The organism is Roseibium sp., from assembly GCF_050301095.1.
Classification (GTDB): domain Bacteria; phylum Pseudomonadota; class Alphaproteobacteria; order Rhizobiales; family Stappiaceae; genus Roseibium.
Genome location: NZ_JBNKYW010000062.1, coordinates 24,422 through 50,326, shown reverse-complemented (window position 1 = coordinate 50,326; position 25,905 = coordinate 24,422). Strand labels below are relative to the sequence as shown.

General features: G+C 61.2%; 20 protein-coding genes and 1 pseudogene. 13 read left to right on the top strand and 8 right to left on the bottom strand.

Annotated features, from left to right (window positions below; all coding sequences use genetic code 11):
* From ACQY7U_RS05945 to ACQY7U_RS05920, 6 genes and pseudogenes are all read left to right on the top strand, one after another.
* Positions 1–320, top strand: a pseudogene (locus ACQY7U_RS05945) (hypothetical protein); the annotation flags it as partial.
* 65 nt (positions 321–385) lie between these two features.
* The gene (locus tag ACQY7U_RS05940; protein ID WP_428642850.1) at positions 386–910 is read left to right on the top strand and encodes a SixA phosphatase family protein; all 525 of its coding nucleotides are present in this window, start codon (positions 386–388) and stop codon (positions 908–910) included.
* Positions 911–964: 54 nt separating this feature from the next.
* Entirely contained in the window at positions 965–2,479 is a 1,515-nt protein-coding gene (locus ACQY7U_RS05935) for a YcjX family protein (RefSeq protein WP_428642849.1), read from the top strand.
* Positions 2,476–3,522 (top strand): YcjF family protein, encoded by a 1,047-nt coding sequence (locus ACQY7U_RS05930; RefSeq protein ID WP_428642848.1) that lies wholly within the window; start codon positions 2,476–2,478, stop codon positions 3,520–3,522. The genes ACQY7U_RS05935 and ACQY7U_RS05930 overlap by 4 nt, the downstream gene beginning before the upstream one ends.
* A gap of 87 nt (positions 3,523–3,609) precedes the next feature.
* The gene (locus ACQY7U_RS05925; protein WP_428642847.1) at positions 3,610–4,785 is read left to right on the top strand and encodes a vWA domain-containing protein; all 1,176 of its coding nucleotides are present in this window, start codon (positions 3,610–3,612) and stop codon (positions 4,783–4,785) included.
* A gap of 22 nt (positions 4,786–4,807) precedes the next feature.
* Complete coding sequence (locus tag ACQY7U_RS05920) at positions 4,808–5,920, top strand: hypothetical protein (protein WP_428642846.1); 1,113 nt, start codon at positions 4,808–4,810, stop codon at positions 5,918–5,920.
* Here ACQY7U_RS05920 and ACQY7U_RS05915 read toward each other — a convergent pair whose 3' ends face one another.
* Positions 5,921–6,352: a universal stress protein gene (locus ACQY7U_RS05915; protein ID WP_428642844.1), complete on the bottom strand. Its 432-nt coding sequence runs from the start codon at positions 6,350–6,352 to the stop codon at positions 5,921–5,923. It lies immediately after the preceding gene.
* A gap of 70 nt (positions 6,353–6,422) precedes the next feature.
* On the bottom strand, positions 6,423–7,211 hold the full coding sequence (locus tag ACQY7U_RS05910; RefSeq protein ID WP_428642843.1) for an AraC family transcriptional regulator: 789 nt from the start codon (positions 7,209–7,211) through the stop codon (positions 6,423–6,425).
* 203 nt (positions 7,212–7,414) lie between these two features.
* Here ACQY7U_RS05910 and ACQY7U_RS05905 point away from each other — a divergent pair, with 203 nt between their 5' ends.
* Positions 7,415–8,641 carry an MFS transporter gene (locus ACQY7U_RS05905; RefSeq protein ID WP_428642841.1) on the top strand — a complete coding sequence of 409 codons (1,227 nt, stop codon included), beginning with the start codon at positions 7,415–7,417 and terminating at the stop codon, positions 8,639–8,641.
* Positions 8,642–8,853: 212 nt separating this feature from the next.
* On the opposite strand, the gene ACQY7U_RS05900 is transcribed toward ACQY7U_RS05905, so the two are convergent.
* The 3 genes from ACQY7U_RS05900 to ACQY7U_RS05890 form a co-directional block, all read right to left on the bottom strand.
* The gene (locus tag ACQY7U_RS05900; protein ID WP_428642840.1) at positions 8,854–9,174 is read right to left on the bottom strand and encodes a 2Fe-2S iron-sulfur cluster-binding protein; all 321 of its coding nucleotides are present in this window, start codon (positions 9,172–9,174) and stop codon (positions 8,854–8,856) included.
* A 155-nt stretch (positions 9,175–9,329) separates the two neighbouring features.
* Positions 9,330–9,692 (bottom strand): Hpt domain-containing protein, encoded by a 363-nt coding sequence (locus ACQY7U_RS05895; RefSeq protein WP_428642839.1) that lies wholly within the window; start codon positions 9,690–9,692, stop codon positions 9,330–9,332.
* Positions 9,693–9,943: 251 nt separating this feature from the next.
* Positions 9,944–10,258 (bottom strand): hypothetical protein, encoded by a 315-nt coding sequence (locus ACQY7U_RS05890; RefSeq protein ID WP_428642838.1) that lies wholly within the window; start codon positions 10,256–10,258, stop codon positions 9,944–9,946.
* Between the two features lie 280 nt (positions 10,259–10,538).
* On the opposite strand from ACQY7U_RS05890, the gene ACQY7U_RS05885 reads away from it, so the two are divergent.
* Entirely contained in the window at positions 10,539–16,376 is a 5,838-nt protein-coding gene (locus tag ACQY7U_RS05885) for an antitoxin (protein ID WP_428642837.1), read from the top strand.
* A 252-nt stretch (positions 16,377–16,628) separates the two neighbouring features.
* Here ACQY7U_RS05885 and ACQY7U_RS05880 read toward each other — a convergent pair whose 3' ends face one another.
* Positions 16,629–17,162 (bottom strand): MarR family winged helix-turn-helix transcriptional regulator, encoded by a 534-nt coding sequence (locus tag ACQY7U_RS05880; protein ID WP_428642835.1) that lies wholly within the window; start codon positions 17,160–17,162, stop codon positions 16,629–16,631.
* 173 nt (positions 17,163–17,335) lie between these two features.
* Here ACQY7U_RS05880 and ACQY7U_RS05875 point away from each other — a divergent pair, with 173 nt between their 5' ends.
* The 5 genes from ACQY7U_RS05875 (at position 17,336) to ACQY7U_RS05855 (ending at position 23,253) form a co-directional block, all read left to right on the top strand.
* Positions 17,336–18,364: a TRAP transporter substrate-binding protein gene (locus tag ACQY7U_RS05875; protein ID WP_428642834.1), complete on the top strand. Its 1,029-nt coding sequence runs from the start codon at positions 17,336–17,338 to the stop codon at positions 18,362–18,364.
* 2 nt (positions 18,365–18,366) lie between these two features.
* Positions 18,367–18,876 carry a TRAP transporter small permease gene (locus ACQY7U_RS05870; protein ID WP_428642833.1) on the top strand — a complete coding sequence of 170 codons (510 nt, stop codon included), beginning with the start codon at positions 18,367–18,369 and terminating at the stop codon, positions 18,874–18,876.
* A gap of 4 nt (positions 18,877–18,880) precedes the next feature.
* Positions 18,881–20,188 carry a TRAP transporter large permease gene (locus ACQY7U_RS05865; RefSeq protein WP_428642832.1) on the top strand — a complete coding sequence of 436 codons (1,308 nt, stop codon included), beginning with the start codon at positions 18,881–18,883 and terminating at the stop codon, positions 20,186–20,188.
* Positions 20,189–20,364: 176 nt separating this feature from the next.
* Complete coding sequence (locus ACQY7U_RS05860; protein ID WP_428642831.1) at positions 20,365–21,270, top strand: DMT family transporter; 906 nt, start codon at positions 20,365–20,367, stop codon at positions 21,268–21,270.
* Positions 21,271–21,519: 249 nt separating this feature from the next.
* Positions 21,520–23,253: an adenylate/guanylate cyclase domain-containing protein gene (locus ACQY7U_RS05855; protein ID WP_428642830.1), complete on the top strand. Its 1,734-nt coding sequence runs from the start codon at positions 21,520–21,522 to the stop codon at positions 23,251–23,253.
* 24 nt (positions 23,254–23,277) lie between these two features.
* On the opposite strand, the gene ACQY7U_RS05850 is transcribed toward ACQY7U_RS05855, so the two are convergent.
* Entirely contained in the window at positions 23,278–23,883 is a 606-nt protein-coding gene (locus ACQY7U_RS05850) for an ABC-type transport auxiliary lipoprotein family protein (RefSeq protein ID WP_428642829.1), read from the bottom strand.
* Positions 23,884–23,909: 26 nt separating this feature from the next.
* Complete coding sequence (locus ACQY7U_RS05845; protein ID WP_428642827.1) at positions 23,910–25,904, bottom strand: MlaD family protein; 1,995 nt, start codon at positions 25,902–25,904, stop codon at positions 23,910–23,912.
* Position 25,905: the final 1 nt, after the last annotated feature.

Sequence of the window (25,905 nt, the reverse complement as noted above, 5' to 3'; positions counted from 1 at the left end):
GCATCTACACCGGCCGAAACGGCATTACAGCCGTCCTGCGCAAGCATCTGGAAGCGACCGGCCGGCGGGAGGCGCGAACCTTCTCGCGCAACTACAAGGCTGCCGGTTTCGAACCCGTCAAGTTGTCGGGAGCGGCAGCCTCCGGCATTTCCTTCCGCACGCGTAACTGGACACCTGTCAGCCTTTACGAAACCTTCTGGTACTTCACCGGCGCCAGGGCGGACTATACCCTCTGGCTGTCCTACTCTCTTCCCGAACAGGAGGAGGAAGTCGGTCCGGCGATCGCCGCCTTCACCCAGGCACTCGCAAGCCAGAACTGAAACCGGCAGATACCTGTGCTATGAAACCGGCCGGAAACCCGTCCGGTACAGGAAGAATTGATGACATGCGGCTTCTTCTTCTAAGACACGCCAAATCCGACTGGGGCAATGCGGACCTTGCCGATATCGACCGCCCGCTCAACGGCCGCGGCAAGACGGCCGCTGTCGCGATGGCGCGGTATTTGAAGGAAAACGGCCTGTTGCCGAACCGGATCCTGTGTTCGACAGCACAGCGCGCACGCGAGACCCTGGCCCGCCAGCTGCCTCACATGCCGCAGGAGGCCAAGATCCATGTGCTTTCCGATCTCTACTGGCAAAGCGAAGACGACTATACCGCCCTGATCCGGAAACACGGCCTTCGGGTCCAGACGCTCATGGTCATCGGCCACAACCCGGCAACTGAGATGACCGCACTCGGCCTGATCGGCACAGCGAATTCAGGCGCGCTTTCGAATATCGAAGCCAAGTTCCCGACCGCTGCGCTCGCCGTGATCGACTTCGACATCGCCGACTGGGCCGAACTTCAGCCCGGGACGGGACACCTGGAACGGTTTGTCAGACCGCGCGATCTCAAGGCACCGGAAGAATAGCGCCCGGGACGTGCCTCGAATGACCGGTTTGAACTGGCCCGCTTGTGTGCCTACATGAACGCGCTGGAGGCACATGTGAACGCATTGACCACACTTGCAGAAGAAGCCCGGTTGACCCTGGCGAACCTTGCCGACGCGGCAAGCGACCTGACCATCCCGAGCTTGCGCATCGGCGTGACGGGTCTCGCCCGCTCCGGCAAGACCGTCTTCCTGACGGCTCTTGTGCACAATCTGGTCCATGGCGGACGCCTGCCGGTATTCAGCGCCGCGGCCGGCCGCCGCATGACCGGCGCAAGGCTTCAACCCCAGCCTGACGACGACGTTCCCCGCTTCGACTACGAAGCCCATGTCAGGGCCCTGGTCAACGAGCGTGTGTGGCCGGAATCGACGCGCCAGGTTTCCGAGCTTCGGTTGACGGTCGAATACGAGAGCGCCTCTTATCTTTACAGGAAGCTCGGCCCCGGAAAACTGCATCTGGATCTGGTCGATTATCCGGGTGAATGGTTGCTGGACCTGCCGCTTCTCACCAAGGATTACGCCACTTTCTCCGCCGAAGCCCTGCAACGCGCCAGGGCCGGGAACCGAACAAATATTGCCGCCCCCTTCCTGAAGGCCGAGGCGGATACGGACCCGGACGGCGCCGAAAACGAACCGGCGGCCCAGGCGTTGGCGGCATCCTTCAAGACCTATCTGGCAGCCTGCAGGGCAGATGCCCATGCACTTTCCATGCTCCCGCCGGGCCGTTTCCTGATGCCGGGCGACCTGGACGGGTCCCCCGCCCTCACCTTCGCACCACTGGACATTCCCGCCGATGCCGCGCCCGCCCGCTCCGGCACCATGCGTGCCATGATGGAACGGCGCTTTGAGGCCTACAAGACCCATGTCGTGCGCCCCTTTTTCCGGAACCACTTTGCCCGTCTCGACCGGCAGATCGTTCTCGTGGACGTTCTGCATGCCATCAACGCGGGAGGCCACGCCATCGCCGATCTCGAGGTGGCTCTCGGCGAAGTGCTCGGCGCCTTTCGCCCGGGCAAGCGCAGCTGGCTGTCTTCGATTCTCACGCGGCGGATCGACCGCATTCTCTTTGCCGCGACAAAGGCGGATCATCTGAACCGGGCCGACCACGACCGGCTGGAAGCCATTCTGAGACGCCTGGTTATCCGGGCGGAGGAACGGGCCCGTTTCAAGGGGGCCGATGTCGAGGTGCTTGCCATGGCGGCCGTGCGGGCGACGCGCGAGGCGACGGTCAAACACCGGGGAGAAGAGCTTCCGGCCATCCTCGGAACACCCCTGCCGGGAGAGCGGCTCAATGGGGAGACTTATGACGGTGAAACGGAAATCGCTATGTTTCCCGGGGACTTGCCACTGGAAGCTGAATCACTTTTTGCAAAAGATGAATCATCTTGTGAAGACAAGATGCCGGGATTTCAATCAGCTCAAGCAGATCTTCGATTTCTGCGGTTTCGCCCGCCGGTGCTCGATACGACCGCCGAGGGTCTGACCCTGTCGCTTCCCCATATCCGGCTCGACCGGGCCCTTGAGTTCCTGATCGGAGACCGGCTGGCATGACCGGCAAGACACCGCAATCCGGCCGCAAGCCGGCCGCCTTCCGCCTTGACGACAGCAAGGTCCGGATGACGGATGACGACACCAGAAAGCCCGCGGCCGGAGAAGCCCTGATCACCCAGGCCGTCCTGGAGGACGAGGAGCCCCGTCTTCCAAGAGCCGCAAGCACACCGAAATCCGGTTTCGGTTTCGGCAAATGGCTGCTGCTAGGCCTCACCGGCCTTCTCTCCCTCGCTGCCGGGCTCGCGATCGACAGCCTGATCAGGGACCTCTTCGCCCGCACCGACTGGCTCGGGTGGACGGGCGTTGCACTGGCCGCGCTTGCGGTTCTGGGCCTGATTGGCCTTGTGGCCCGCGAACTTGCCGGCCTGATGCGGCTTGGCCGGATCGACCATCTGCGCGAGCGGCTCGAGGCGGCCGCCGACTCCGACGACACCAGGGCCGCGATGGCCGGTCTGAAGGACCTGCTCGCGCTTTACCGTGACCGGCCTGAAACGGCTATTGGCCGAAAGGCCCTTTCCGGACATATGCGCGAGGTGATCGATGGCCGGGATCTGGTGAAACTCGCCGAGCGCGAGCTGCTGGGTCCGCTCGACCTGGAAGCCCGCCGGATCGTCGCCAACAGCGCCAAGCGCGTCTCGGTCGTCACCGCCGTCAGCCCGCGCGCGCTTGTCGACCTGCTGGCCGTTCTTTTCGAAAATCTTCGGACCATCCGGCGGTTGTCGGCCCTTTACGGTGGCCGCCCGGGCACTCTCGGTTTCCTGCGCCTTGCAAGACACGTCATGGCCCATCTGGCGGTGACCGGCGGAATGGCGGCCGGCGACAACCTCGCCTCCCAGGTACTCGGACATGGCCTTGCGGCACGCCTTTCCGCCCGGCTCGGGGAAGGCGTGATCAACGGCCTCCTGACCGCCCGCATCGGAATTGCGGCCATCTCGGTTTGCCGCCCGGCGCCTTTCGTCGGCGGCAACGGGCCCAGAATCTCGGATTTCATGGGAGATCTCGTCTCCTCTTCCAAAGCAGACGATACCGGGGATGCGTCCTGACAAGCCGGCAGCCGGACCATGGCCCAACGGCACTGATCCCCTATTTGCCAACTCGACAGTTACGATCAGCACAGCTACTTTCGCCGCATGTTCATCAATTTCTTCACCGAACTCAAATCCGCAGGCATCCCGGTTTCGCTCCGGGAATACCTGACCCTCATGGAAGCGCTGGACCTGGATCTGGCGGAAAGAAGCGTTGAGGATTTCTACTATCTTGCCCGGCTGTCTCTGGTGAAGGACGAGAGCAACCTGGACAAGTTCGACCGGGTTTTCGCCCATGTCTTCAAGGGTCTCGACCTCATGAGCGATGTGCCGGTGGAAGACATTCCGGAAGAATGGCTGCGCAAGCTCGCCGAAAAGCACCTCAGCGAGGAAGAAAAGGCGCAGATTGAAGCGCTCGGCGGTTTCGAGAAGCTGATGGATACCCTGCGCGAGCGCCTGAAGGAGCAGCAAAAACGCCACCAGGGCGGCAGCAAATGGATCGGCACGGCGGGCACCTCTCCTTTCGGCGCCTATGGCTACAATCCGGAAGGCGTTCGCATCGGCCAGAAGGAAAGCCGGCACCGGCGCGCGGTCAAGGTCTGGGACAAGCGCGAGTTCAAGGATCTCGACGACACCCAGCTCCTCGGCACCCGCAACATCCAGGTGGCGCTCAAACGGCTCAGGAATTTTGCCCGCACGGGAGCGGCCGAAGAACTCGATCTGGACCACACCATCCGAGCAACCGCCCACAAGGGCCTGCTCGACATCAAGATGCGCCCTGAACGGCACAACGCGGTCAAGGTGCTCCTGTTCTTCGACATAGGCGGATCGATGGACGACCACATCCGCGTCTGCGAGGAACTGTTTTCAGCCGCACGCTCCGAGTTCAAGGTGATGGAGCATTTCTACTTCCACAACTGCCTCTACGAATATGTCTGGAAGGAAAATCACCGCCGCCACACAGAACGCATCCCGACCATGGACGTGCTGCACAAATACCCGGCGGACTACAAGATCATCTTCGTCGGCGACGCGTCCATGAGCCCATACGAAATCGCCTATCCCGGCGGCTCGGTCGAACACTGGAACGAGGAACCGGGATCGGCCTGGATGCAACGTGTCACGGGGCTTTACAAGAGTGCCGTCTGGCTCAATCCGGTCCGGCAGGAGCATTGGCACTATACGCCTTCCATCCGGATGCTGAACGAACTGATGGAAAGCCGCATGTTCCCGATGACCCTCGAAGGCTTGACGGACGCCATGAAGGAACTGGCAAGATAGACTGGCTGCAAGGGGATGGCCGATGACGGAAAGAGATTCGCAAGCACCGGCGTCCCATGCAACCACCACCGGCATGACCGGTGGCGGCTTCTACAACGCCAACTCGGCTCCGCAATGGCAAGCCATCGAAGCGGTTATTCCCTGGCTGGAAGAGGCCGCGGCCGGCCTTCCGCTGGAGGGAGACGGGCCGGTTGGCCTGGCTGATTTCGGCTGCTCGGAAGGGCGCAATTCCATTGCAGTGATGACGCACGTCCTCAAGACGTTGCTGCCACGCACGGACCGCCCTGTCCAGACGATACATTCCGACCTTCCCACCAACGATTTTTCAAAGCTTTTCCTGAGCCTGCGTCCGGACGGCGCTTCGGCGTTTCAAAGCAACCGCATCTTTTCAGCAGCCGTCGGCGGATCGATGTTCGACCAGCTTCTGCCGCCGGCAAGCGTTCACCTGGCAACCACCTTCAATGCCATCGGCTTTCTCTCCGAACGGCCGGTCGACGTCCTGCCGGGCTACATCCTGCCCAACGGGCCAGTCCCCATTCGGGAAAACGGGTTTGTGTCCGTCGAAGACAGGCAGACCTTTTCCGAGCTGGCGAAACAGGATGTTGCACGGTTTCTGAAGAAAAGGGCGCTGGAACTCGTGCCGGGAGGCAAGCTGCTGCTCCAGGTATTCGGAACCACGGACACCGCGCGAACCTGTGACGGGATCTACGATCTTCTGAACGATGCCGTGCTGGACTTTGTCGAGACCGGGGAAATCTCCCGGCAGACCTATGACCGCTATTACCAGCCGGTCTATATGCGTTCGCTGGATGAGTTGACGGCTCCACTTCTGGAAAGCCATTACGGCGCGGCGGATCTCTATTCCCTCGACCGAAAGATGGCCTACGAAATCGCGGTTCCCTTCAATCAGGCCTTTGAGGCTGATGGCAACCTGGATCGCTATGTGAAGGATTACGTCAATTTCTTCCGGGCATTCTCCGAAGCCGTGCTACGCAACGCCCTGCCCGACGGCTCGGACAGGGAGGATCTTGTGAACCGGATCTACGCCCGGGCGGAAAGCCTGCTGAAGGCCGCGCCGGAAAGGTACCCCTTCCGCTACGCGGCGGTCGCAATGTTGCTCACGCGGGCCGCCTGATTACTCCTTACCGCGCAGCACCAGCACCGAACAGGGCGCATGCCGGACGATGTGGGCGGCGTTGGAGCCGATGAAATAGGTCGACAGGCCCGGCTTGTGCGAGGTCATCAGCACCAGGTCGCATGCCGCGCGTTCCGCTTCCTCGATGACTTCGTGATAGACCGAGCCCATCCGCACGACGTGATCGACCGTGCCTTCGGGAACGTCGAGACGTGCGCCGACGGTCTTGAGGATGGTCGTGGTTTCCTCGATTTCACGCTTCTGCCAGCCTTCCGGCAGTTGGCTGGCGACAAAACTCTGCACTTCCGGACAAACCGCCATCAGGTGGATCTTGGCGCCATAGTCGCGTGCAAGCTGGGAGGCTTTCGCAAGTGCTTCGTCGGCAAAGCCGGTTTCGCCCGGATCAACGGGAACGAGGATTTTCTTGAACATGGTCATTTCTCCAGGACGTGGAATTTGAATCAGTTTTCGCGCCGGACCCGGATCTGCGCCATGAGCCAGATCAATCCGGACCGCTGCCGGCAAAATAACGGCCGGGCGTCACGCCGAAAGCCTTCCTGAAGGTCGAGACGAATGCGCTTGGCCCCTCGTAGCCGAGTTTGTGGGAGACATCGGACACGCTGCGGCCCGAGGCCAGCAGTTCCAGCGCCCGGAACAGCTTCACCTGACGGCACCAGGTGCGGTAGCTGAGCCCTGTCTCCGCCTTGATCCGCCGCTCGAAGGAGCGCACGGAGGTGGCGCAACGTTCGGCCGCTTCCGTGAGAGAGGGAATGTGGGCCGGACAGCGCACGACGCCGTCGCAAAGTTCCCTGAGCCGAATATCCTGCGGCATAGGCAGTTGCAGGGGCGCGGCCGGCAGCATCTTGAGCTGATCCAGGATAACCGCTGCGATCCGCGCAGCCGGGCCGTCCTCCGTCTCCGCGCGCGGATAGGACATGAATTCCAGGATGAGCGCGCGAAGAAGCGTGGTGACCTGCATGACTTGCGGTGTTTGCGGCAGGTCTTTGGTATGGGCATACTGAACGTATATGTAGCGGATCTCCGTGTCCGTCAGGTAACGGGTCTTGTGCCCGACCCGTGGCGGCAACCAGACCGCCCGTTCCGGCGGCACGAAATAGGTGCCAAGTTCGGTGTCGATGGCAATCGAACCCTTGACCACATGGAACAGCTGGGCGGCATCATGGGCATGCCAGCCATTGTTCCTGCCCCGGAGCTGCGTGCGCGCGTAGCCGATGATCGGCGCGGCCACCTTGTATGTGGGAAACTCGGAAAGCTCCGGATGAATAGTCATCTGCTGCCCCTGCCTGATGCCGTTCCACTTCTAACGTGGGACCCGATTGCTGCGACTATCGCTCAAAAACCAAAGACCAGACAGTCAAATTTTGGCGAGTGAGAAATATTCCATGACAAAACAGCGCTAACACGCAACAGCTGATTGGGATTAGAAGCAAGCCACAGCGCTGGAAAGATGTGACCTTTTTTTACGGCAACGGAATGACCTATTTTACCCGAGACGCACACCCGAATGAAACCACCGGCTGGCGGTCTCCCGCCGTTCTCCTGATGATCATGGCCGGCGCCATGCAGCTGTCCTTTGCTGCCTGGTGGAACCTCATGAACAACTTCGCCGTCCAGGAACTGGACTTCACCGGGCGCGAAATCGGCATCCAGCAGTCGATCCGCGAAATTCCGGGGTTCCTGAGTTTCCTCGCCGTCTATCTGCTACTGATGATGCGCGAGCAGACACTGGCCTATGTGTCCCTGCTCCTGCTCGGGGTCGGTGTTGCGGTGACCGGCTACTTCCCGACCGCCATCGGCTTTTATGTAACCACGCTGATCATGTCGATCGGCTTTCACTACTACGAGACGATGGCCCAGTCCCTGTCTCTGCAATGGCTGCCGAAGGCGTCCGCCCCCGCCAGCATGGGCAAGATCATCTCCGTCGGCGCTTTCGCCCAGCTGATTGCCTATGGTGTGATTTTCGTGGCCTGGAAGATGTTCGACCTGTCCTTCACCACGGTGTTCGCCATCGCGGGCGGACTGACGCTGGTAGTTCTCGCCTTCCTGATGATGGCCTATCCCCACTTCAAGGAAGGCGTTCCCCAGCACAAGAAGCTGATCCTCAGAAAACGCTACTGGCTTTATTACGCCCTCACCTTCATGGCCGGCGCCCGCCGTCAGATCTTCACCGTCTTCGCTGGCTTCCTGATGGTGGAGCGCTTCGGCTACGACGTCCATGAGGTGGCGGGACTGTTTCTTCTGAACGGTGCCTTCAACATGGTGCTGGCTCCCAAAATCGGCAAGCTGATCGTCCGCTTCGGCGAGCGCAAGGCCCTGATCCTGGAATACATCGGCCTGATCCTGGTCTTCGTCTGCTATGCTTTCGTCACCAATGCCACGTTGGCGGCCAGCCTCTACGTGATCGACCACGCCTTCTTCGCAATCGCGATTGCCATAAAGACCTATTTCCAGAAGATCGCGGACCCGGCCGACATTGCCCCGACAGCTGGCGTCGCCTTCACGATCAATCACATTGCCGCCGTGGTGATACCTGTGGTGTTCGGGCTCATCTGGCTGGTCTCCCCGGCCGCGGTCTTTCTTGCCGGTGCCGGAATGGCCACCGTCAGCCTGTTTCTGGCCACGCTCATCCCCAGCCATCCGGACGCAGGCAAGGAAGTCGACTTCTGGTTCCGCAAACCCGTCGCCCAGCCGGCGGAGTAATCGGGACAGCCGAAACTCCCCCCTCCGTGACGTCGAAACCCGGGCAAAGGGCGGTTCGCCGCCCCTGGTCATTCCGGATCGGCGTGCAGCCCTGCTGCACTTGTCCGGAATGACGGCAGAATGTCCTGGAGGCACCGCTCGTCTGGTTCGTTTGCCCAACAAAAAACCCGCCGGTCACCCGGCGGGTTTTTCGTAACTTGCGTCAGTATCCGTTAGGCTTGGCGCTCCGGAATATGGACGACCAGACCGTCCAGCTCGCCCGTCACCTTGATCTGGCAGGAAAGGCGCGAAGTAGGCTTCACGTCATAGGCGAAGTCCAGCATGTCCTCTTCCATCGGCTCGGCGGTACCGGTCTTCTCTACCCAGGCATCGTCCACGTAGACATGGCAGGTTGCGCAGGCGCAGGCACCACCGCATTCGGCCTCAATGCCCTGGACCATGTTCTTGATGGCATTTTCCATCACCGTGGAGCCTTCGGCGGCATCGACTTCGGTCCGGGTTCCGTCGGCGTTGATGTATGTAACTTTCGGCATGCGTCGCGTCCAAGCCTTGAATTTCGGGTTTCAGTTTCCCCGACATAAAGGTTCCGCGAAAAAGGTCAAGGACCGTGCCGTTTCCACATGGCAATCTGCCCCGAAGAAGAACGCTCCCGCATGTTCGTGACAGTGCAGCCGGAAAAGGCGCCGGATCAGCCTTCCAGAAGGTCCCGGATGTACCGGTTCGCCTCATCGACAGCCGCGATGAGACCCTCCGTAGCCGTGTCGGTGGCAGCCTTCATCCTGCCTTCCAGGTTCTCGCACACCTCGGCCACCCGTTCGGCACCGATGGCGCGTGCGGATCCTTTAAGGGTATGGACGAGGTCGAGACGCGCACGCGCGTCGGTCTCCAGTGCAAGTCGCTCAAGCGTTGCCGAGGACTGCGACTTGAAGAGATGCAGGACCTGAACTTCAAGATCCCTGTTTCCCAGCGTATTGGTGGCCAACTGGACCAGATCGATGGGGGCTTCCGGCCCTGCTCGGCCGGTGACGCGGGCCATGGAGGAAGGCGCCATGAGGATACTCCGAACTGCTGCTCATGCCTGACGGCACCCCGCCGCCAGCTGTGACTGCCCGGAAGATTGCAGGTCAAGCCGCAAACACGGGGTTAAACCGGTCTGTCAAACTTGCACGATCCGGCGATGTCCCCAAAAAATTGCTTTTTTGGTTAACGCGCTTTAACGGTGGTTTCGAATCACCGCTGAAAAAGCCCTTGCAAATCTGCCGTTTTTCAGAGTCGTTAGAATTTTAACGATGTGATTCGCCGTTAACGTTTTTTATCTTTTTGACTTGCCGACAGGGCCTTCATTGCGGCAGGCGTCAGCTTGCAAACCAGCCAGTCAGGCTTGATTGGGTTGGAAAACCAAGGCTCTGCCCAGCCTGCGTCGATACAGGCTCGAATGGTGCGCACAGGGATTTCACGGCCTGTGTCATCGAAGAGCGGCAACTTTCCGCCCGGCTGCGACAGCCCCCGCTGCAACCACCGCTTTTGCGGAGCCGAAAGGCTTCCCGCCTTGAGTGTTCCGGTGCGTGCCGGTTTTTCACCTGCTTCCACTACGTCAGTTCGCTTCGATTCAGGCATTCAAATCGCCCCCTAAGTGACTCACGCTATTGCCGTTTCTTGTTCCTTGGGTGAGATTGTGCCATTACAGTTGCTGATGCGGCAAGGTGGGGAGAGTACCGTCGGACGGAAAGTTCACGGTCGGTCAGCGGCGGCCCTCCTCATGAACAAGGTTTTGCGGCGCCCTCCACCCACGAAGGCAGCCGCGGAAACAGCGCATCCGGTGGTCACTGCGAAGGCTGCGTCAGCGGCGCGGCGGAGATACCGGTGTGTAATGAGTACGGATGTGAGGCGACCCTAAATGGCAAATCCGAAACAGGCGAAAGATCCGGCGGAAGCAGCTCTGTCTGCAGTTGAAGAAGCCCTGAAACTCGATTTCGGCGGCCCGGAAACCGCGGCGGCGGATCCTGCACCGGAAGCAAGCGCGGCGGCGGAAGCCGAACCGGCCCAATCGTCAAGAAAGAGCGCGTCGAAAAGGGACGAACAGCGTCAGGCCCGACGGCGCGGCCGTGGCGGGCGCCCGCCAGCAGCCAATGACGATCGCCGCAACATCGGCAATCTGATCTATGCCTTGCAGCGCCGCCCCTCCTCGGCACCCTTCTGGGGGGCTCTGGCCCTCAGTGCCGTCTGGGCCGTGCTTGGCGGCAGCCTGTTCATGACTGCCTTCGCCGACAAGATGGGATCGCTCACAGATCCGCAAGCCCTGGTTGGCTCGCCCGAGATGATTTTGGGTGCCGTCGGTATTGTCGTTCCGATCATCTTCTTCTTCGTCATGGCCATGATGATCTGGCGGGCCCAGGAGATGCGCATCGTCGCCCGCGGCATGACCGAAGTCGCCTTGCGTCTTGCCGAACCGGAAGACATGGCCAAGGAATCCATTCTCAGTGTCGGCCAGGCCATCCGCCGAGAAGTCGCGGCCATGGGCGACGGCATCGAGCGCGCGATCGCCCGCGCCAGCGAGCTGGAAGTCCTGGTCCACAACGAGGTGTCGTCCCTCGAACGGTCCTACAATGACAATGAACTGAAGATACGCGGCCTGATCGAGGAACTGGTCAGCCAGCGTGAATCCATCGTCATGAACGCCGAGCGGGTCCGCGAGACCATCGCCGGCGCACACGAGAATTTCTCCTCGCAGCTCTCCAGCACCTCCGGAGAACTTGGCACCACCGTCGACGAGGCGACCCAACGCATGATCGATGCGGTGAACAGCCGCGTGGAAGAACTGACGGCAACGGTCGACTCCCGCATTGAATCGCTCGGCGCGACCCTGAATGCATCGGGCAGCGAACTCGTGGAGTCCCTGACGGAGCGCGCGGAAGACTACGTCTCGCGTCTGTCGACGACCGGCACCGACCTTGTCGCGAACCTCGCCGATACCGGCTCGACCATGTGGGAGACGCTTACGACCCGCGGCAACGAGGTGAACGAGCGCTTTGCCGAAACGGCCACCAACTTCGTCGAAACGCTGAATATTCGCAGCAGCGAGATCAACGAAACCCTCTCCGCCTCCAGCACGTCCGTCATCGAGACCTTGAGCACCAAGGCCGAGGACTTCCGTACGACGCTGGAAGCAACGGGCACCAATGTCGGCGACATCATCACCCAGCGCGGTGAGGAAATTAACGCCAACCTGTCCCTGACCTCCGGCCGCCTGATCGACACCATTACCTCGCGCACCGAGGAACTGGTCACGACCATCGACACCCGTGTCACTTCGCTGGACGAATCCCTGGCCGAAACCGGCAACCGGGTCGTCGAAAGCATTTCCGAAAAAGGGCAGGCCGTCACGGATACCATCTCCGTTCGCGGAGCCGAGATCGTCGATACCCTGTCCGACCGCTCCACAGAGGTCGCGGAAATCCTGCGCGGCACCGGCGAGAGCATTGTCGTCGACCTGTCCCTGCGCGGCGGCGAAATCGCGGCCAAGCTGGACGAAACGGCAGGCTCCCTCACCGAAACCATTTCCGTGCGCGGTGGCGAACTGGCCGAGAAGCTCGATAATATTTCCGAGCGCATCTACACGGCGATCTCCATCAACGGGACCGAACTCGACGAACGCCTGGCTGCACGCAGCAACGAAATGGCGACCATCCTGGAACAGCAGACAATCGACTTCCGGGACACGCTCGAAGGCGTATCAAGCCAGTTTGCCGCCGGTCTCGGCGAACAGACAGGTACTCTCACCCAGAAACTCGCCGTCACAGGAACCCAGCTTGCCGAACTCATTGGCAGCCGTGGCGACCGGGTTGCAAGCGACATCAACGAAGTCAGCGGCAAGATTGCCGAAACGCTGGAAGTGCGCGGTCAGGCCCTGCAGGAAGGTCTTTCCACGCGGCTTTCCGAACTGGAAACCATCGTCACCGATCGCGGCGGCCAGTTGATCGACGCCTTCGACACCAAGACCCTGCTGCTCTCCGAAGCACTCGATGCGCGTCTGTCCACGCTCGACACCACCTTCGCGGCGCGGATCGATTCCATGGATGCCTCGCTCGGCAACCGGATCGCCACGATGGATTCGTCCCTGGAAGAACGTCACAACGCGATCGACACGACCCTCGGCGAGCGCATCGGTTCTCTGGAAAGCTCGCTCGAACAGCGCTACGCCGCTTTCGACGAAATCCTGGGCGAGCGTCTGAGCACGATGGATGCCTCCCTGGAGCAGCGTCACTTCGCCATTGACGCGAGCCTCACCGACCGGATCGGTTCTCTGGACGCTTCGCTCGAACAGCGCTACGCCGCTTTCGATGCGACATTGAGCGACCGCATCAGCACCATGGATGCGTCCCTGGAACAACGCTATTCCGCCATCGACGAGACCCTGAGCGAGCGGATCGGCACCATGGATTCCTCGCTGGAGCAGCGTTTCACCACGATGGACGCGACGCTCGCCGACCGTATCAGCATCATGGATGCCTCTCTCGAACACCGGTTCAGTTCGATGGACACCTCGCTGAGCGAGCGGATCTCCACCATGGACTCCTCGCTCGGCAGCCACATCAACACGCTGGACCTCACGCTTGATCAGCGTACGGCTTCCTTCGAGGCAACGCTCGAAGCCCGGACCCAGATCCTGGCGGATGCCATCGAGAACCGCACGACCAGCATCAGCGATGCGCTGGAAGAAAAGACCCGCAACATCACCGATGTTCTGGCAGACCGCTCCGACGCCATCACCCTGCAGCTCGGTCAGCGGATCGAGGCCGCCGGCAACTCCCTTGCCGAACGCGCCGTGGAAATTGGTCAGACCCTGTCCGGCCGTGTCGATGAGGCGGCAACCGCCATGGCGGAAAAGGCCGAACTCCTGTCGGCTTCCATGACCAGCGGCACCGACCGGATCGACGAGACCCTCGACGCCCGGGCCCGCCAGATTTCCGAGACCCTGATTTCACGCACCAAGGAAATCGCCCAGGCCTTCGTCGAAGGTCAGGACGAAATGACCTCGGCCCTCGACAACCGCCTCGCCGAAGCAGGAAGCGTGCTCGGCAAGCAGAGTGAGCAGCTGACAGATTCCCTGTCGGAGCGGATCGCCGAAATCAACGTCTCCCTCGGCGCCAAGGTGTTCGAGGTTGCCGAAACGCTCGACAGTCGCGCAACCCAGCTCGAAACCCTGCTGAACGAGCGCCTGGAAAGCATCTCCGGCACGCTGACCGGTGAAAGCGAACGCGCCCGTGACATCCTGACGGCCGTGATCTCCGAAGCCGGCGCAACACTCTCCACGGAAAGCACGAACCTGCGCGACGTCATTCAGGAAGCAGTGACCGCCGCAGTCCAGACGCTCTCCGAAGAGCGCACCAGAACCGTCGAGATTGTCGATGGCGCCCTGAGCCAGGCAACCGAGAAGCTGAGCGGCGAAGGCGACCGCATGCGCCAGATCGTTCTGGGCTCGGTCGGCGAAGCGCGCGGCGTCCTGGTTGGCGAAAGCCAGAAGGCCGCAGACGCGGTTTCCTCGGCCATGCAGCAGGCCACCGGGGCTCTTTCCGGCGAGAGCAGCCGTATCCGGGAACTGGTCCTGGCCGCCGTCGCCGACGCTGCCCGCGCCATGACCGCGGAAAGCGAGAAAGCCCGCACGCTTTATGCCGGCACCCTGGCAGAGTTCAGCGGGTCCCTGACCGGCGAAAGCGAAAAGGTCCGCAACGAGCTGTCCGGCCTGATTGCGGAGATCTCCGGCAACCTGTCCGCCGAAAGCGAACAGGCCCGCCTGACGCTGGCCAAGACCCTGGAGGAAATCCGGGGCCAGATGTCGAGCGAGGCCGGCATGGTCCGGGCTCGCGTCAACAGCGCTGTGGCCGAAGCCGCCGACCTCCTGGTCAATCGCGGCAACCAGGTCGCCAACGAGCTGCTTGAACGGGCAACAACCCTCAACGAGGCCTTCGGCGCCCGCTCCGGGGAACTCGCCAAGATCGTCGGCACCGACGGCAACGAGCTCATCAGTGCCATCGAGATGCGTGCCAACGACCTTACCGGCCGCCTCTCCGAAGTCCATGGCGCAATCCTCGAAGCCATCACGGTCAAGGGCCGCGATGTCACCGAGACCTTCGCTCATACCGGCCTCGATGCAACCCGTTCGCTGGTCGAAGCCGGAGAACGGATCGTCACCAGCATCAACGAGCGCAGCGAACAGGCAACCACCCTGCTCAGCGACACCAAGCGCCGGCTGGAAGCGGACGTTACCGAGATCCTCAACAAGATCGAAGAGTCCAACACCAACCTCCAGAACATTGTCGCAACGGCCGGAGAGAACCTCAACGAAGTGGAAGGTAACCTTGCCCGCCGCGCCGGCGAGTTCCGCTCCGCTGTCGACAGGGCCGTGACCGAGACCAACTCCACCACGTCGCTCATCACCGAGCAGGTGTCCAACCTGCGCGATGTGACGCAGACCACGCTGGCGGATATCCAGAACCTGACTGGCCGCTTCGGCGACCAGTCGGAAGAACTGACCAAGGCGGCCCGTCACCTGGAAGAGACCAACCGCTCCGTGGAAAGCCGCGTTGCCGACCGCCGCACGGCGATCGAGGAAGTGGCCGAAACGCTGTTGTCGAAGACGGAAGCTGTCGATGCGCTCATGCGCACCTTCACCCAGACCCTGTCCGAGACGCTGGAAACGGCCGACGACAAGGCACGCGATGCAGCCAACATGCTGAGCGCGGCAGCGGAAGCGGCCTCCAAGCAGGTGTCGGAGCAGTTCGAATCCATGCGCCTGACCGCCGGCATGGAAGGCCAGAAGGCTCGCGATGCGATCCGCTCCGCACAGGACGACATCATCGCGGAAATGACCCGTACGGTCAGCGAGGCATCCGACCGCTTCAACGATGCGGCCGCCCGCATGCGCGATGTCGCCCGCGACGTCCACCGCGAGTTGGAGGCGACCCGCGCCGAGCTGAAGCAGGGCGTGCTCAACCTGCCGGACGAGGCGGAGGAATCCTCCGCTGCGCTCCGCAAGGTCGTCAACGAGCAGATCCGCGCGCTGACGGAGCTCTCCGAGATCGTTGCCAAGCAGTCCAACGCGCTTGACATCTCCCGGCCGCAGGCACAAGCGGCAAGTGCCGCCCCTGCCCCGCAGCCTGCACCGGTTTCCCCGGCAAGCTACGCCCCGGCGGCTCCCGTCCGGCAGCAGTCAGCGCCTGTCGCCGAGCAGCGCCCGGCGCAGCACCGTCCGGTCGACACCCGTCGTCAGCAGCCGGCCCAGGCCGAAGCCGGTGGTTCTGCCGGCAAGGGCTGGGTGGCGGACCTCCTGCGCCGTGCATCGCGCGACGACGATGCCAGCGCGGATGTGGATATGGGCCGCACACCGCTGCAGACCGTTGAGAGCCTCAACTCCCTGTCGGTCGACATTGCCCGCGCGATCGACCACGAGACCTTCATCGATCTGTGGAACCGCTACCGGAACGGCGAACGGCATGTATTCACCCGCCGCCTCTACACCCTGCAGGGCCAGCAGACTTTCGACGAGATCCGTCAGAAGTATTCCCGCGATCCCGAGTTCCGCACCGCCGTGGAACGTTATGTCGCCGACTTCGAGCAGCTTCTCGCCCAGGTCTCGCGCAACGACCGCGACAACATGCTGGGTCAGACCTACCTGACGTCGGATACAGGCAAGGTTTACACCATGCTGGCCCACGCCAGCGGCCGCCTCGACTGATAACGGTCAGGCAAACAGACACGGAAAAGGCGGCCACTGGCCGCCTTTTTTCGTGAGAGCACCTGATTTCGGCTGACCAGCTCCAGGATCGTGTTTCAGCACGCATCGGCCGGAAGCAAAAGGGCCAAATACCCTTCAGGGGTCATGCATAACGTAATTCCGGCGGCCACTTTCCTGAACCGATGAGGTGGGGTCGCAGCAAACGCCCCAGCAGGCCTTGAAGGAAGATGACCGCTGGAATTACGTTATGAATCAGTCCTCAGCCCCTTCGGCTCCACTGGCCAGATTGTCCCGGATCTTCTGGGCCACTTCCAGGAACCCGGTAATCTCATCGTCCGTCAGGCCGCGCAGCATCTTGGCCTCCACGGCCTTGAGCTTGGGCCCCAGATCGTCATAAACCGCCCTGCCCGTCTCGGAGAGCCGCAGCAGATAGCTCCGCCCGTCCGCCTCGTTCGTCTCACGCGTCAGAAAGCCGCGCTCTTCCATGCGCTTGACGGCACGGCTGACGACGACCTTGTCCATACTGGACCTGGCGACGATCTCCGTTGCCTGCAATCCGCCCGATGTGGCCCCCAAAATCGCCATGGTGCGCCATTCCGCCGGCATCATCCCGTAGTCGCGCTGGTAGATCGCCGACAGCGCACTGGTGACGTCGGAATAGAACACGCGCACCCGGTACGGAAAGAAGCCTTCGAGCTGAAAGTCAGCCTCTGCGCCTTCCGGCAGGTTCCCCGAATTTCCGGGCTGCGCCCCGGTGCCGTTTTCAGATGTCGATGTCTCGGTCATGTGAATTCTACGCAATCCGTAGTGCCTCATACGATTTTATGATTGACTTAGTTTCATATGTAACTATCTTCATCGAACTAGTTTCACCTGCAACTATATGCCATGAGCAGGAAACAAAGGCCAGACTCAGTTTCTGAATTCCGGCCTACGACGTCAATCGGGAGGAGAAATCCGTGAAACATATCAAGAGCCTTTCCCTTCTGGCCGGCCTGACCGCCACAGCGATCACCGGTCTTGTCGCCAACGCGTCCGCGGACGAGCTGGTGCTGTCATCCTGGCTGCCGCCCAAGCATCCGATTGTCACCGAGGTGATCAATCCCTGGGCCGAACAGGTTGCCGACGTCACGGAAGGCCGCGTGACCGTCCGTGTTCTGCCGAAGCCGGTCGGTTCGCCGCCCGAGCACTTCGATCTGGCTGCCGAAGGCATCGTCGACATCACCTACGGCCTGCATTCCTTCACCAAGGACGAACGCTTCCTGCGCTCCCGCATCGGTCAGTTCTCCTTCATCGCCAACACGGCGACGGAAGGATCCAAGGCCTACTGGAACGTTTACGGCGGCACCCTGGATGCCCAGGCTGAGCATAAGGGCACCAAGCTGCTGGGTCTATGGGTGCATGGCCCAGGCATGTTCCACAATAACCAGCGCAAGATCGAAACACCGGAGGATTTCTCCGGTCTCAAGATCCGCACGCCGGGTGGTTACATTGCCAACCTTGCTCAGAACCTCGGTGTCATCACCCAGTTCATGGGACCGGGCGAGGTTTACGAGAAGCTGTCGCGCGGCGTTATCGACGGCGTCACCTTCCCGGTGGAAGCGATCAAGTCCTTCAAGCTGACCGACTACGTCAAATACTCCATGAAGGTGCCGGGCGGTATCTACAACACCTCCTGGTTCCTCGTGATGAACGAGGACATCTGGGACGGCATTTCCGCTGAAGACCAGGCCGCCATCGAGAAGGTCTCCGGAGAAGCGCTTGCTGAGCTGGCCGGCGGAGCGTGGGATGCATCCGATGCACGCGGCGCGGCCTTTGTCGAGGAACAGGGCGTTGAAGTCTACGACGCGCCTGCCCCGGTTCTTGCCCGGATCAAGGAACTGGCCGACAAGGAAGAAGCCGCATGGGCCGACGCGGTCAAGACGACCGGCTTCGACGGCCTGGCAGCCCTTGCCGAAATGCGCTCTCAAACCGGCATCTCCGAATAGGCATGACGAACGAAATCAACAAGACCGCTCCGGGCCGGATCGCTTCGATCCGGCGCGGAGCCACCTGGCTTCTGGGATTCGCCTGCCTCCTGGTGCTGGCGGGTCTGATCGGCCTGACCTGCGTGGACGTGATCGCGCGCTACGTGTTCAACAGCCCGGTCAAGGGAGCCTACGAACTCACGCAGCTGATGCTGGCTTCCCTGATCTTCCTGGCCCTGCCGTTGACGACGGCTGCCGGTGAGCATGTCGAAGTGGAACTGATGGACGGCCTGAAGAGCCGTTTTTTGAAGCAGTTCGGTGCCGTCGCGGCGGGCGTCGCAACGGTTGCGGTCTTTGCATTGCTCGCTACGGAACTCGCCGACCATGCGGAAAAACTGATGCGCCGGGGCCGGGTGACGGATTCGCTCGCAATTCCGCTGTACCTGATCGGGTGGCTCGGCGCGGTATCCTTCGCGATTTCGGCGATAGCCGCTTTCTTCTGGTCCCTTAAACGCTTTCGTGCAAAGGCCTGACTAAGTGTTAGAAGCTCTGATTGGTTTTGTGGCGCTTTTTGCCCTGGTACTGGTGCGTGTTCCGATTGCCGTCGCCATGATCATCGTCGGAACCGTCGGTTTTGCGGCGCTGCGCAACTGGAATGCCGCCTTCAACCTGCTTGGCAACGCGGCCTTCGACACGGGACTGTCCTACACGCTGTCGGTCATTCCCCTGTTCATTCTGATGGGCAACCTTCTGACCATTTCCGGCGTCAGCCAGTCCCTGTTCTCAACGGCCCACAGAATGCTGCACAGGCTGCCCGGCGGCCTCGCCATGGCCTCCATCGTCGCCTGCGGCGGTTTCTCCGCCGTCTGCGGCTCTTCACTCGCCACCGCCGCGACCATGTCGAAGGTGGCCATGCCCTCAATGCGCAAGGCAGGCTATGCGGACAGTCTGGCGACCGGCTCCATTGCGGCCGGCGGCACGCTCGGCATCCTGATCCCGCCAAGCGTCATCCTGATCATCTATGGCCTGCTGACGGAAGCCGACATCGGCAAGCTCTTCATTGCCGGCATCATTCCCGGACTACTCGGCGTGCTGTTTTATCTTGCCGCCATCTATGTCACCGTCCTCTTCAAGCCGAAACTGGCGCCTGCCGATCATGACGATCTGCCTCTGGAACGGAAGGATCTCTGGGGTGTCCTGGCAGTCGTCGGCCTCTTTGCGGTCATCATGGTCGGCATCTATGGCGGTTTCTTCACACCGACGGAAGCGGCCGGCGTCGGCGCAGCGACCGCCCTCGTCATCGCTCTCATTTCCGGCGGCCTGACGTTCGAAAAGCTCTACCAGGCGGGTCTCAACTGTGCCCGCACGACCGCGATGATCTTCGCGATCATCATCGGTGCGGAGGTCTTCTCCAATTTTGTCAGCTATGCGGGCGTACCGGACGCGCTTCTGACCTTCGTGCAGTCGCTCGACGTCAACGCCTATGTGGTCATGCTCGTTCTGGTGCTGATCTACGTGGTTCTGGGGGCAGTTCTGGAAAGCCTTTCCATGATCCTTCTGACCGTGCCGGTGTTCTTCCCGCTGGTCACCTCGCTCGACTTCGGAACGGGCCTTTTGAGCGATCCGGAAATGGTCCTGATCTGGTTCGGCATCATCGTCGTGGTGGTCACCGAAATCAGCCTGATCTCGCCACCCATCGGCCTCAACGTGTTCGTGCTGCGCTCGGTTCTGACCGACGTGCCGCTCCGGACCATGTTCGCCGGCATCATGCCCTTCTGGGCCGCCGACATCCTGCGGCTCGCCCTGCTGATTGCCGTCCCGGCGTTTTCGCTGATGCTGATCTGAGCCCCTCCAAAGTACGTTGCAGTGACGGCTTCGAGCCGTCACTGACCGTCTTCTCCAGGCAGCGCTCTTCTTCGGACGCACTTTACCCTTCCGAACTTCCTGCATAGTTCTAAAATCGTGAGCCAAGGTTTCATCTGATGAACCTTCGTCTTTGACCATTGCTATGTGTGGGAGCCATGAACGACGGCCGCACCACCCTTCTGGCGACCTTGACCGTCGCCGTCACCGGTATCCTTTGGGGGTTCTACTGGATACCGGTCCGGTCGCTGACCGAAGCGGGTCTGCCGGGCGCCTGGGGCACGGTGGTCATCACGAGCGCTGCCGTCCTCCTCCTGTCTCCCCTGGCTGTCATCTTGCGGCACCAATTTGCAAAGACCGGTGCCGTCGCTCTGCTATCCATCGCGCTGGGTGGCGCTGCCTTCACGCTTTATTCGATCGGGTTTGTCTACGGCAGGGTCGCGATCATCATTCTGCTGTACTTCCTCACCCCGGTCTGGAGCGCGGTGATCGGACGGTATGTCATGGGCTGGCACTCCTCCTATGTGCGCCTTCTTGCCATACTGGCCGGGCTGATCGGACTTGTCGTGATGCTCAGCGCCGGTGGTGGGCTCCCCCTTCCGCGAGGCCCGGGCGAATGGATGGCGTTGAGCGCCGGTTTCCTCTGGTCCGTCGCCTCGACCGGCATACGCGCGAAATCGACTTTGAAGCCGGTGGCCGCTGCTTTCGTCTTTGCCCTTGGTGCAGCTGTCATGGCAGTGGCACTCGCTCCCCTGCTCGAACCCTGGCCTGAGGCCGTCCTGACCGGCATTCCAGGCAGTTGGGCCGGTCTTGCCCTCTTAACAGGCGGCCTCTGGTGGGGTGCCTCCATTGCTGCCCTGATGTGGGCAACCGCGCGGCTGGAGCCTGTTCGTGTTGGCATCCTCTTGATGACGGAGGTTCCGGTCGGAGCGGTTTCGGCGGCAATGCTTGCCGGGGAGCATCTTGAACTGCCGGAAATTGCGGGCGGGCTGCTGGTCCTGTGCGCCGGCATTCTGGAAGTTTGGCCGGTTCGCCGAATTGCCGGCGGAAAGTCTGGCCCGTGAATTGGACAATCGTTCTTCGTGCCATAAATAAGTTTAGGGTACGGACCCATAAAAATGTACGTTCAGGTCGATCTGGAAAGGTCGCCAATCGGGCTTTGAACGGCGGCTTCAAAACCTTTGCACCATGCGCCAGCATGGTTCTGCAGGTTATTCCTCGCTTATCTGCGCCCGATTACCCCCGAACGAACAACTTCATGAGTCCATACCCAGAGCCTTTTGAGGGAAACATTCTTCCGCGGGATGAGGGTCATGGAGCGCAAGCTCGCCGCTATTCTTGCCGCCGACGTCGCCGGCTTTTCGCGTCTGGTCGGCGCGGACGAGGAAGGAACCCTCTCCGTACTCCGGTCCTTGCACACCAGCATCATTGAACCGCTGATCCGGGAACACCGGGGGCGAATCGTGAAATTCATGGGCGACGGCCTTCTGGTCGAATTCCAGAGTGCAGTCGATGCGGTGAGATGTGCCGTCGATTGGCAAACCCGGCTTGCGTCCTGCGGCAACGAAAACGCTCTTGCATTCCGGATCGGCATCAATCTCGGCGACATCGTCGTTGATCGCGATGACATCCTCGGTGACGGCGTCAATATTGCCGCGCGCCTTGAAGGATTGGCTGACCCCGGCGGTATCGCCCTTTCCGACATGGTTTTTCAGAATGTTCGGGCAAAGCTCGGTCTTGAGTTTCATGACGATGGACTTCACACGCTCAAGAACATCGAAACTCCTGTCCGCGTCTGGAAATGGGTAAACAGCGCCTCCGCGGCCACCAAAGCGCAAGTGCCGCTTCCACTCCCCGGCAAGCCGTCGATTGCTGTCCTGGCATTCGACAATATGAGCAACGACCCGTCGCAGGAGTATTTTTGCGACGGCGTGGTGGAAGACCTCATTACCGAGTTGTCGAAGTATCACTGGCTGATGGTCATTGCCCGGAACACGACATTCACATTCAAGGGGGCCTCGGTCGACGTGAAGGACATCGGGCGCCAGCTCGGCGTTCGCTATGTCATGGAAGGCAGCATTCGCAAGTCGGGCGACCGGGTGCGTATCACCGCGCAAATGGTAGATGCCGTTTCCGGCTCACACGTTTGGGCGGAACGATACGATCGTGAAGTCGCGGACGTATTCGCACTACAGGACGAAATCACCCAGGCCGTTGCGGGTGCCATCCAGCCGACACTGATTTCGGCAGAGGCCGACCGGGCCAGGCGAACGCCGCCGGAGAACATGGTGGCGTGGGACTACGCGGTGCGCGGGCGCTGGCATGTACTGCGCCTGACGCAGGAGGACAATGCAATTGCCCAAACGCTACTGAGAACCGGCCTCAAACATGATCCGGAACATGTGCCACTCCTCGCCTTTCTTTCCTTCGGGCTTATAAACGCCGTATTCTTCGGCTGGAGCAACGACCCGGCAGCATGGCTCACCGAGGCCCGAGAACTGGCCGAAAAAGCGGCGGCACTGGATGAAAACGATGTGTGGGTTCAATGCGCGCTTGGGCTTTGCCAGTTCATTGCCAAGCAGCCGGGGGAAGCTGTTGGGCACCTGCGGAAAGCCATTGAACTGAACCCCAGCTTCGCGCTCGGACACGGGTACCTTGCCTTGCAACTCGCTTATGCCGGACATCCGGAGGAGGCCATTCAGGAAGCCGAAACCGCAATTCGCCTCAGTCCAAGAGACCCTGAACTCTTTCATTTTTATGTGGCTGCCGGGACGGCGCATTTCGTGGCCGGTCGCTATGAAGACGCCGTCGAATGGGCGGAAAAATCCGTTGGTGAACGGCCAGCGGTTCCCGGATCTCTCCGGCTGCTAGCTTCCAGCCTTGCACTTAAAGGCGCATCCGAAAAGGCCCGGAAGGTGTTCAGCCGAGTACGGGAGATCTCACCAACAGTGTCTGCTGATGGCATTCGGAATGCCATTCACTTCGGCAACCCGGAAGACCTGGAGCGCTATATCAAAGGCCTGAAAATGGCAGGCCTGCCGGATTGACCGGAACGGAACAAAAGTAACCGCTCAAACGTTCTGCAGAGTCCAGGCGGCCAGTTCCGTGAAGACCCGGTCGGCAGAGGCATTCATCGCCTCGACGGCCTTGTCAACCGAATTGCTGCCCGACGGCGTTTCCGCCCGGAACACTTTTGTCGCCACGGTCCGCCCGTTGCGGTCGTTTACGACGCGGGCTGAAATCTCGACCACACCCCGGTTGCCACCGCCGACCCGAAGTTCGAAGGCCCGGATTTCGGTCTGGAGCTGATAGTCGATCAGGAGACCGTCTCCGGGCAAGCCGACGCCGCGCAGGCGGCCCGTGTTCTGCAGTGTCTCCACCAGCTTCAGCTGCACGACATTGGGCAGCGTGTCCGCCCAGGCGGTTTTCGGGAAGTAGCTGTAAACGGGGCCCTTTTCGACGACGGCGATATAGCTGGTATCAAGCGCCTTCAGCGCCCGTGGCGCCGCGACAAGCACCTGGACGCGGCTGGACCTGCCCCTGAGACCACCGACATCGGCCGCATCGATGCTGTAATAGGCGGACGGTGCTGTGCTGGCGCAGCCGGAGACGAGCACACCGAGCCCGAGAGCGCCGAGAACGCTCCTGCGGGTCAAATCTGTGTTTGCTTTCGTCATACGCCTCAATTCCTGAAACTCGTTTGTTATCGCCGACGCCCGCCGGAGTAGGTCGGCACGTCTTCTCCGCCGAAGATCACCCGATTCGGGTTGCGTTCAAAGCTCTCCGCGGCCCGCTGTATAGAAACCAGAGTCCGGTTGACCTGCGCCAGGGCCGCGGCGAAATCGGCAGACCCCTGCGTCGCGAATTTTGACAGACCGCCGGCAATTGCATCGGCCCTGCTTTCGAAGGCCACCGCTACCTTGCGAATGGCCTGCGCCGCCAGCGTCGCTTCCTTGATCAAACCGTCGCCGTCACCGTCAACCATGGTCGAGACTTTCTCGATCAGGCTTTCGACCCGCACGGAGGTGGAGTTCAACGTTGCCGTCATCTGCTTGGCGTCGGTGATGATCTGGTCGACGTCAGGCGTGCGCTTGGTCAGGTCGGCCGTCATCTGCTGGACGTTGTCGGCCGCCTTGCGCGCGCTTTCCAGGATCGCCGGAAGTCCGTCCTCGGTGTTGGCCAGACCGGAGGCCGCCGTCTCGACCGAGCCGACGATATTGGCAACCTTCTCCGGATCCACCGCTTTCATCAGGTCGTTGGCGGTCTGCAAGGTTTCGGAAAAGCGCGCAGCAGCGGCCTGAACATCACTCACCAGAGCCGCGATGCGGTCGTCCTCACCCCGTATCGTGGCGGACACGGCTTCAAAATTCTGCACCGTCGACTTGGTGGACGCGATGATCTCGTTGATCTGGCTCTGCTGGTTGTTGACGTTCTCGACAATGGCGGAGACACCTTCCACGGCCTTGCCGACCTTTTCGGGATCGACGCTGGCAACGATGGCGTCGACGTTCTCAAGCGAAGCATTAAGACCGCTGGTGAACTTGCTGACGGAAGCAACGACTTCCTCGATCTTGAGCGGATCGATGGCGGCGGCCAGTTCGACGCCGCGCGAGACGAGCGTATCGACCTTGGCAACCACATCACGCCCGCCTTCGATCATTTCCTTGATCGTGCCTTCCTCGCCCTTGAGCGTCGCGACAATCTCGTCAACGTTCTGCATCGTCTGGCTGGTGGCAACGATCAGCTTGTCGATGTCGCCGGTCCGTTTTTCAAGCAGGTCCCCGAGCGCTGCAGCCCCCTTTGCAACTCTTTCGACCTGATCCGGATGAACCGCCTTGACAACTTTCTGAACGTGGTCAAGTCCTTCGTTGACCTTCGTGGTGAAGGCCTCCAGCTCCTTGGCCGCGTTCTGCGCGTCGGCCATCAGCAGGTCGACATCCTTGCTGGCCCTGCCGAGGCTGGCGGAAAACTTGCTCAGATCATCAACAATGGCGGTCACCTTGTCGGAAGGCACGGCAGCCATCAGGCGCTCGCCCTGGTCCACCAGCTTTTCGAGTCGCACCGACAGACTGGAGAAGGAGTCGGAAGCCTTGCCGATACTGGCCATAAAGTCCTTGACGCCATCGGAGTTGGCCGCGAGGGCTTCGGAAAAGGTATTGGCGTTCTTGATGATCGACGAAATCTCCGGGCCATTTTCCTTCAAAAGATCGTCGACCGTCTTCATCGTGGAATCCGTCCGTTGAAGCACATCGCGCGCGCCGTCGACGATATCGTCAAAGAAGGATTTGTCCGCGTTGATGACAGGGATCTTGTCGTCGTCCCTGCCGAGCAACAATGGCGAATCCGACGTGCCCCCGCTGAGATCCACGTAGGCGACACCGGTCAGACCGGTAAAATTCAAGGTTGCCTTGGTGTCTTCCCGCAAAGGCGTGTCCGGCCGCACGCCGGTCATCGCCACGACCTTTGTCGGGTCGTCGGGCGCAAAATTCAGCTCCTTCACTTCGCCGACCTTGATGCCGTTGAAGTAAACCGCCCCCCCTATCGGCAGGCCGGTGACCGGGCCCGGAAAGACGATCTCGACTTGCACGTTCTGACGGGATTCCGCCGTCGCGGCGAGCCAGTAGACGAAACCGAACGCGCCGACCAGAGTGGCCACCACGAAAGCGCCGATCCAAATATAATTTGCGCGGGTTTCCATT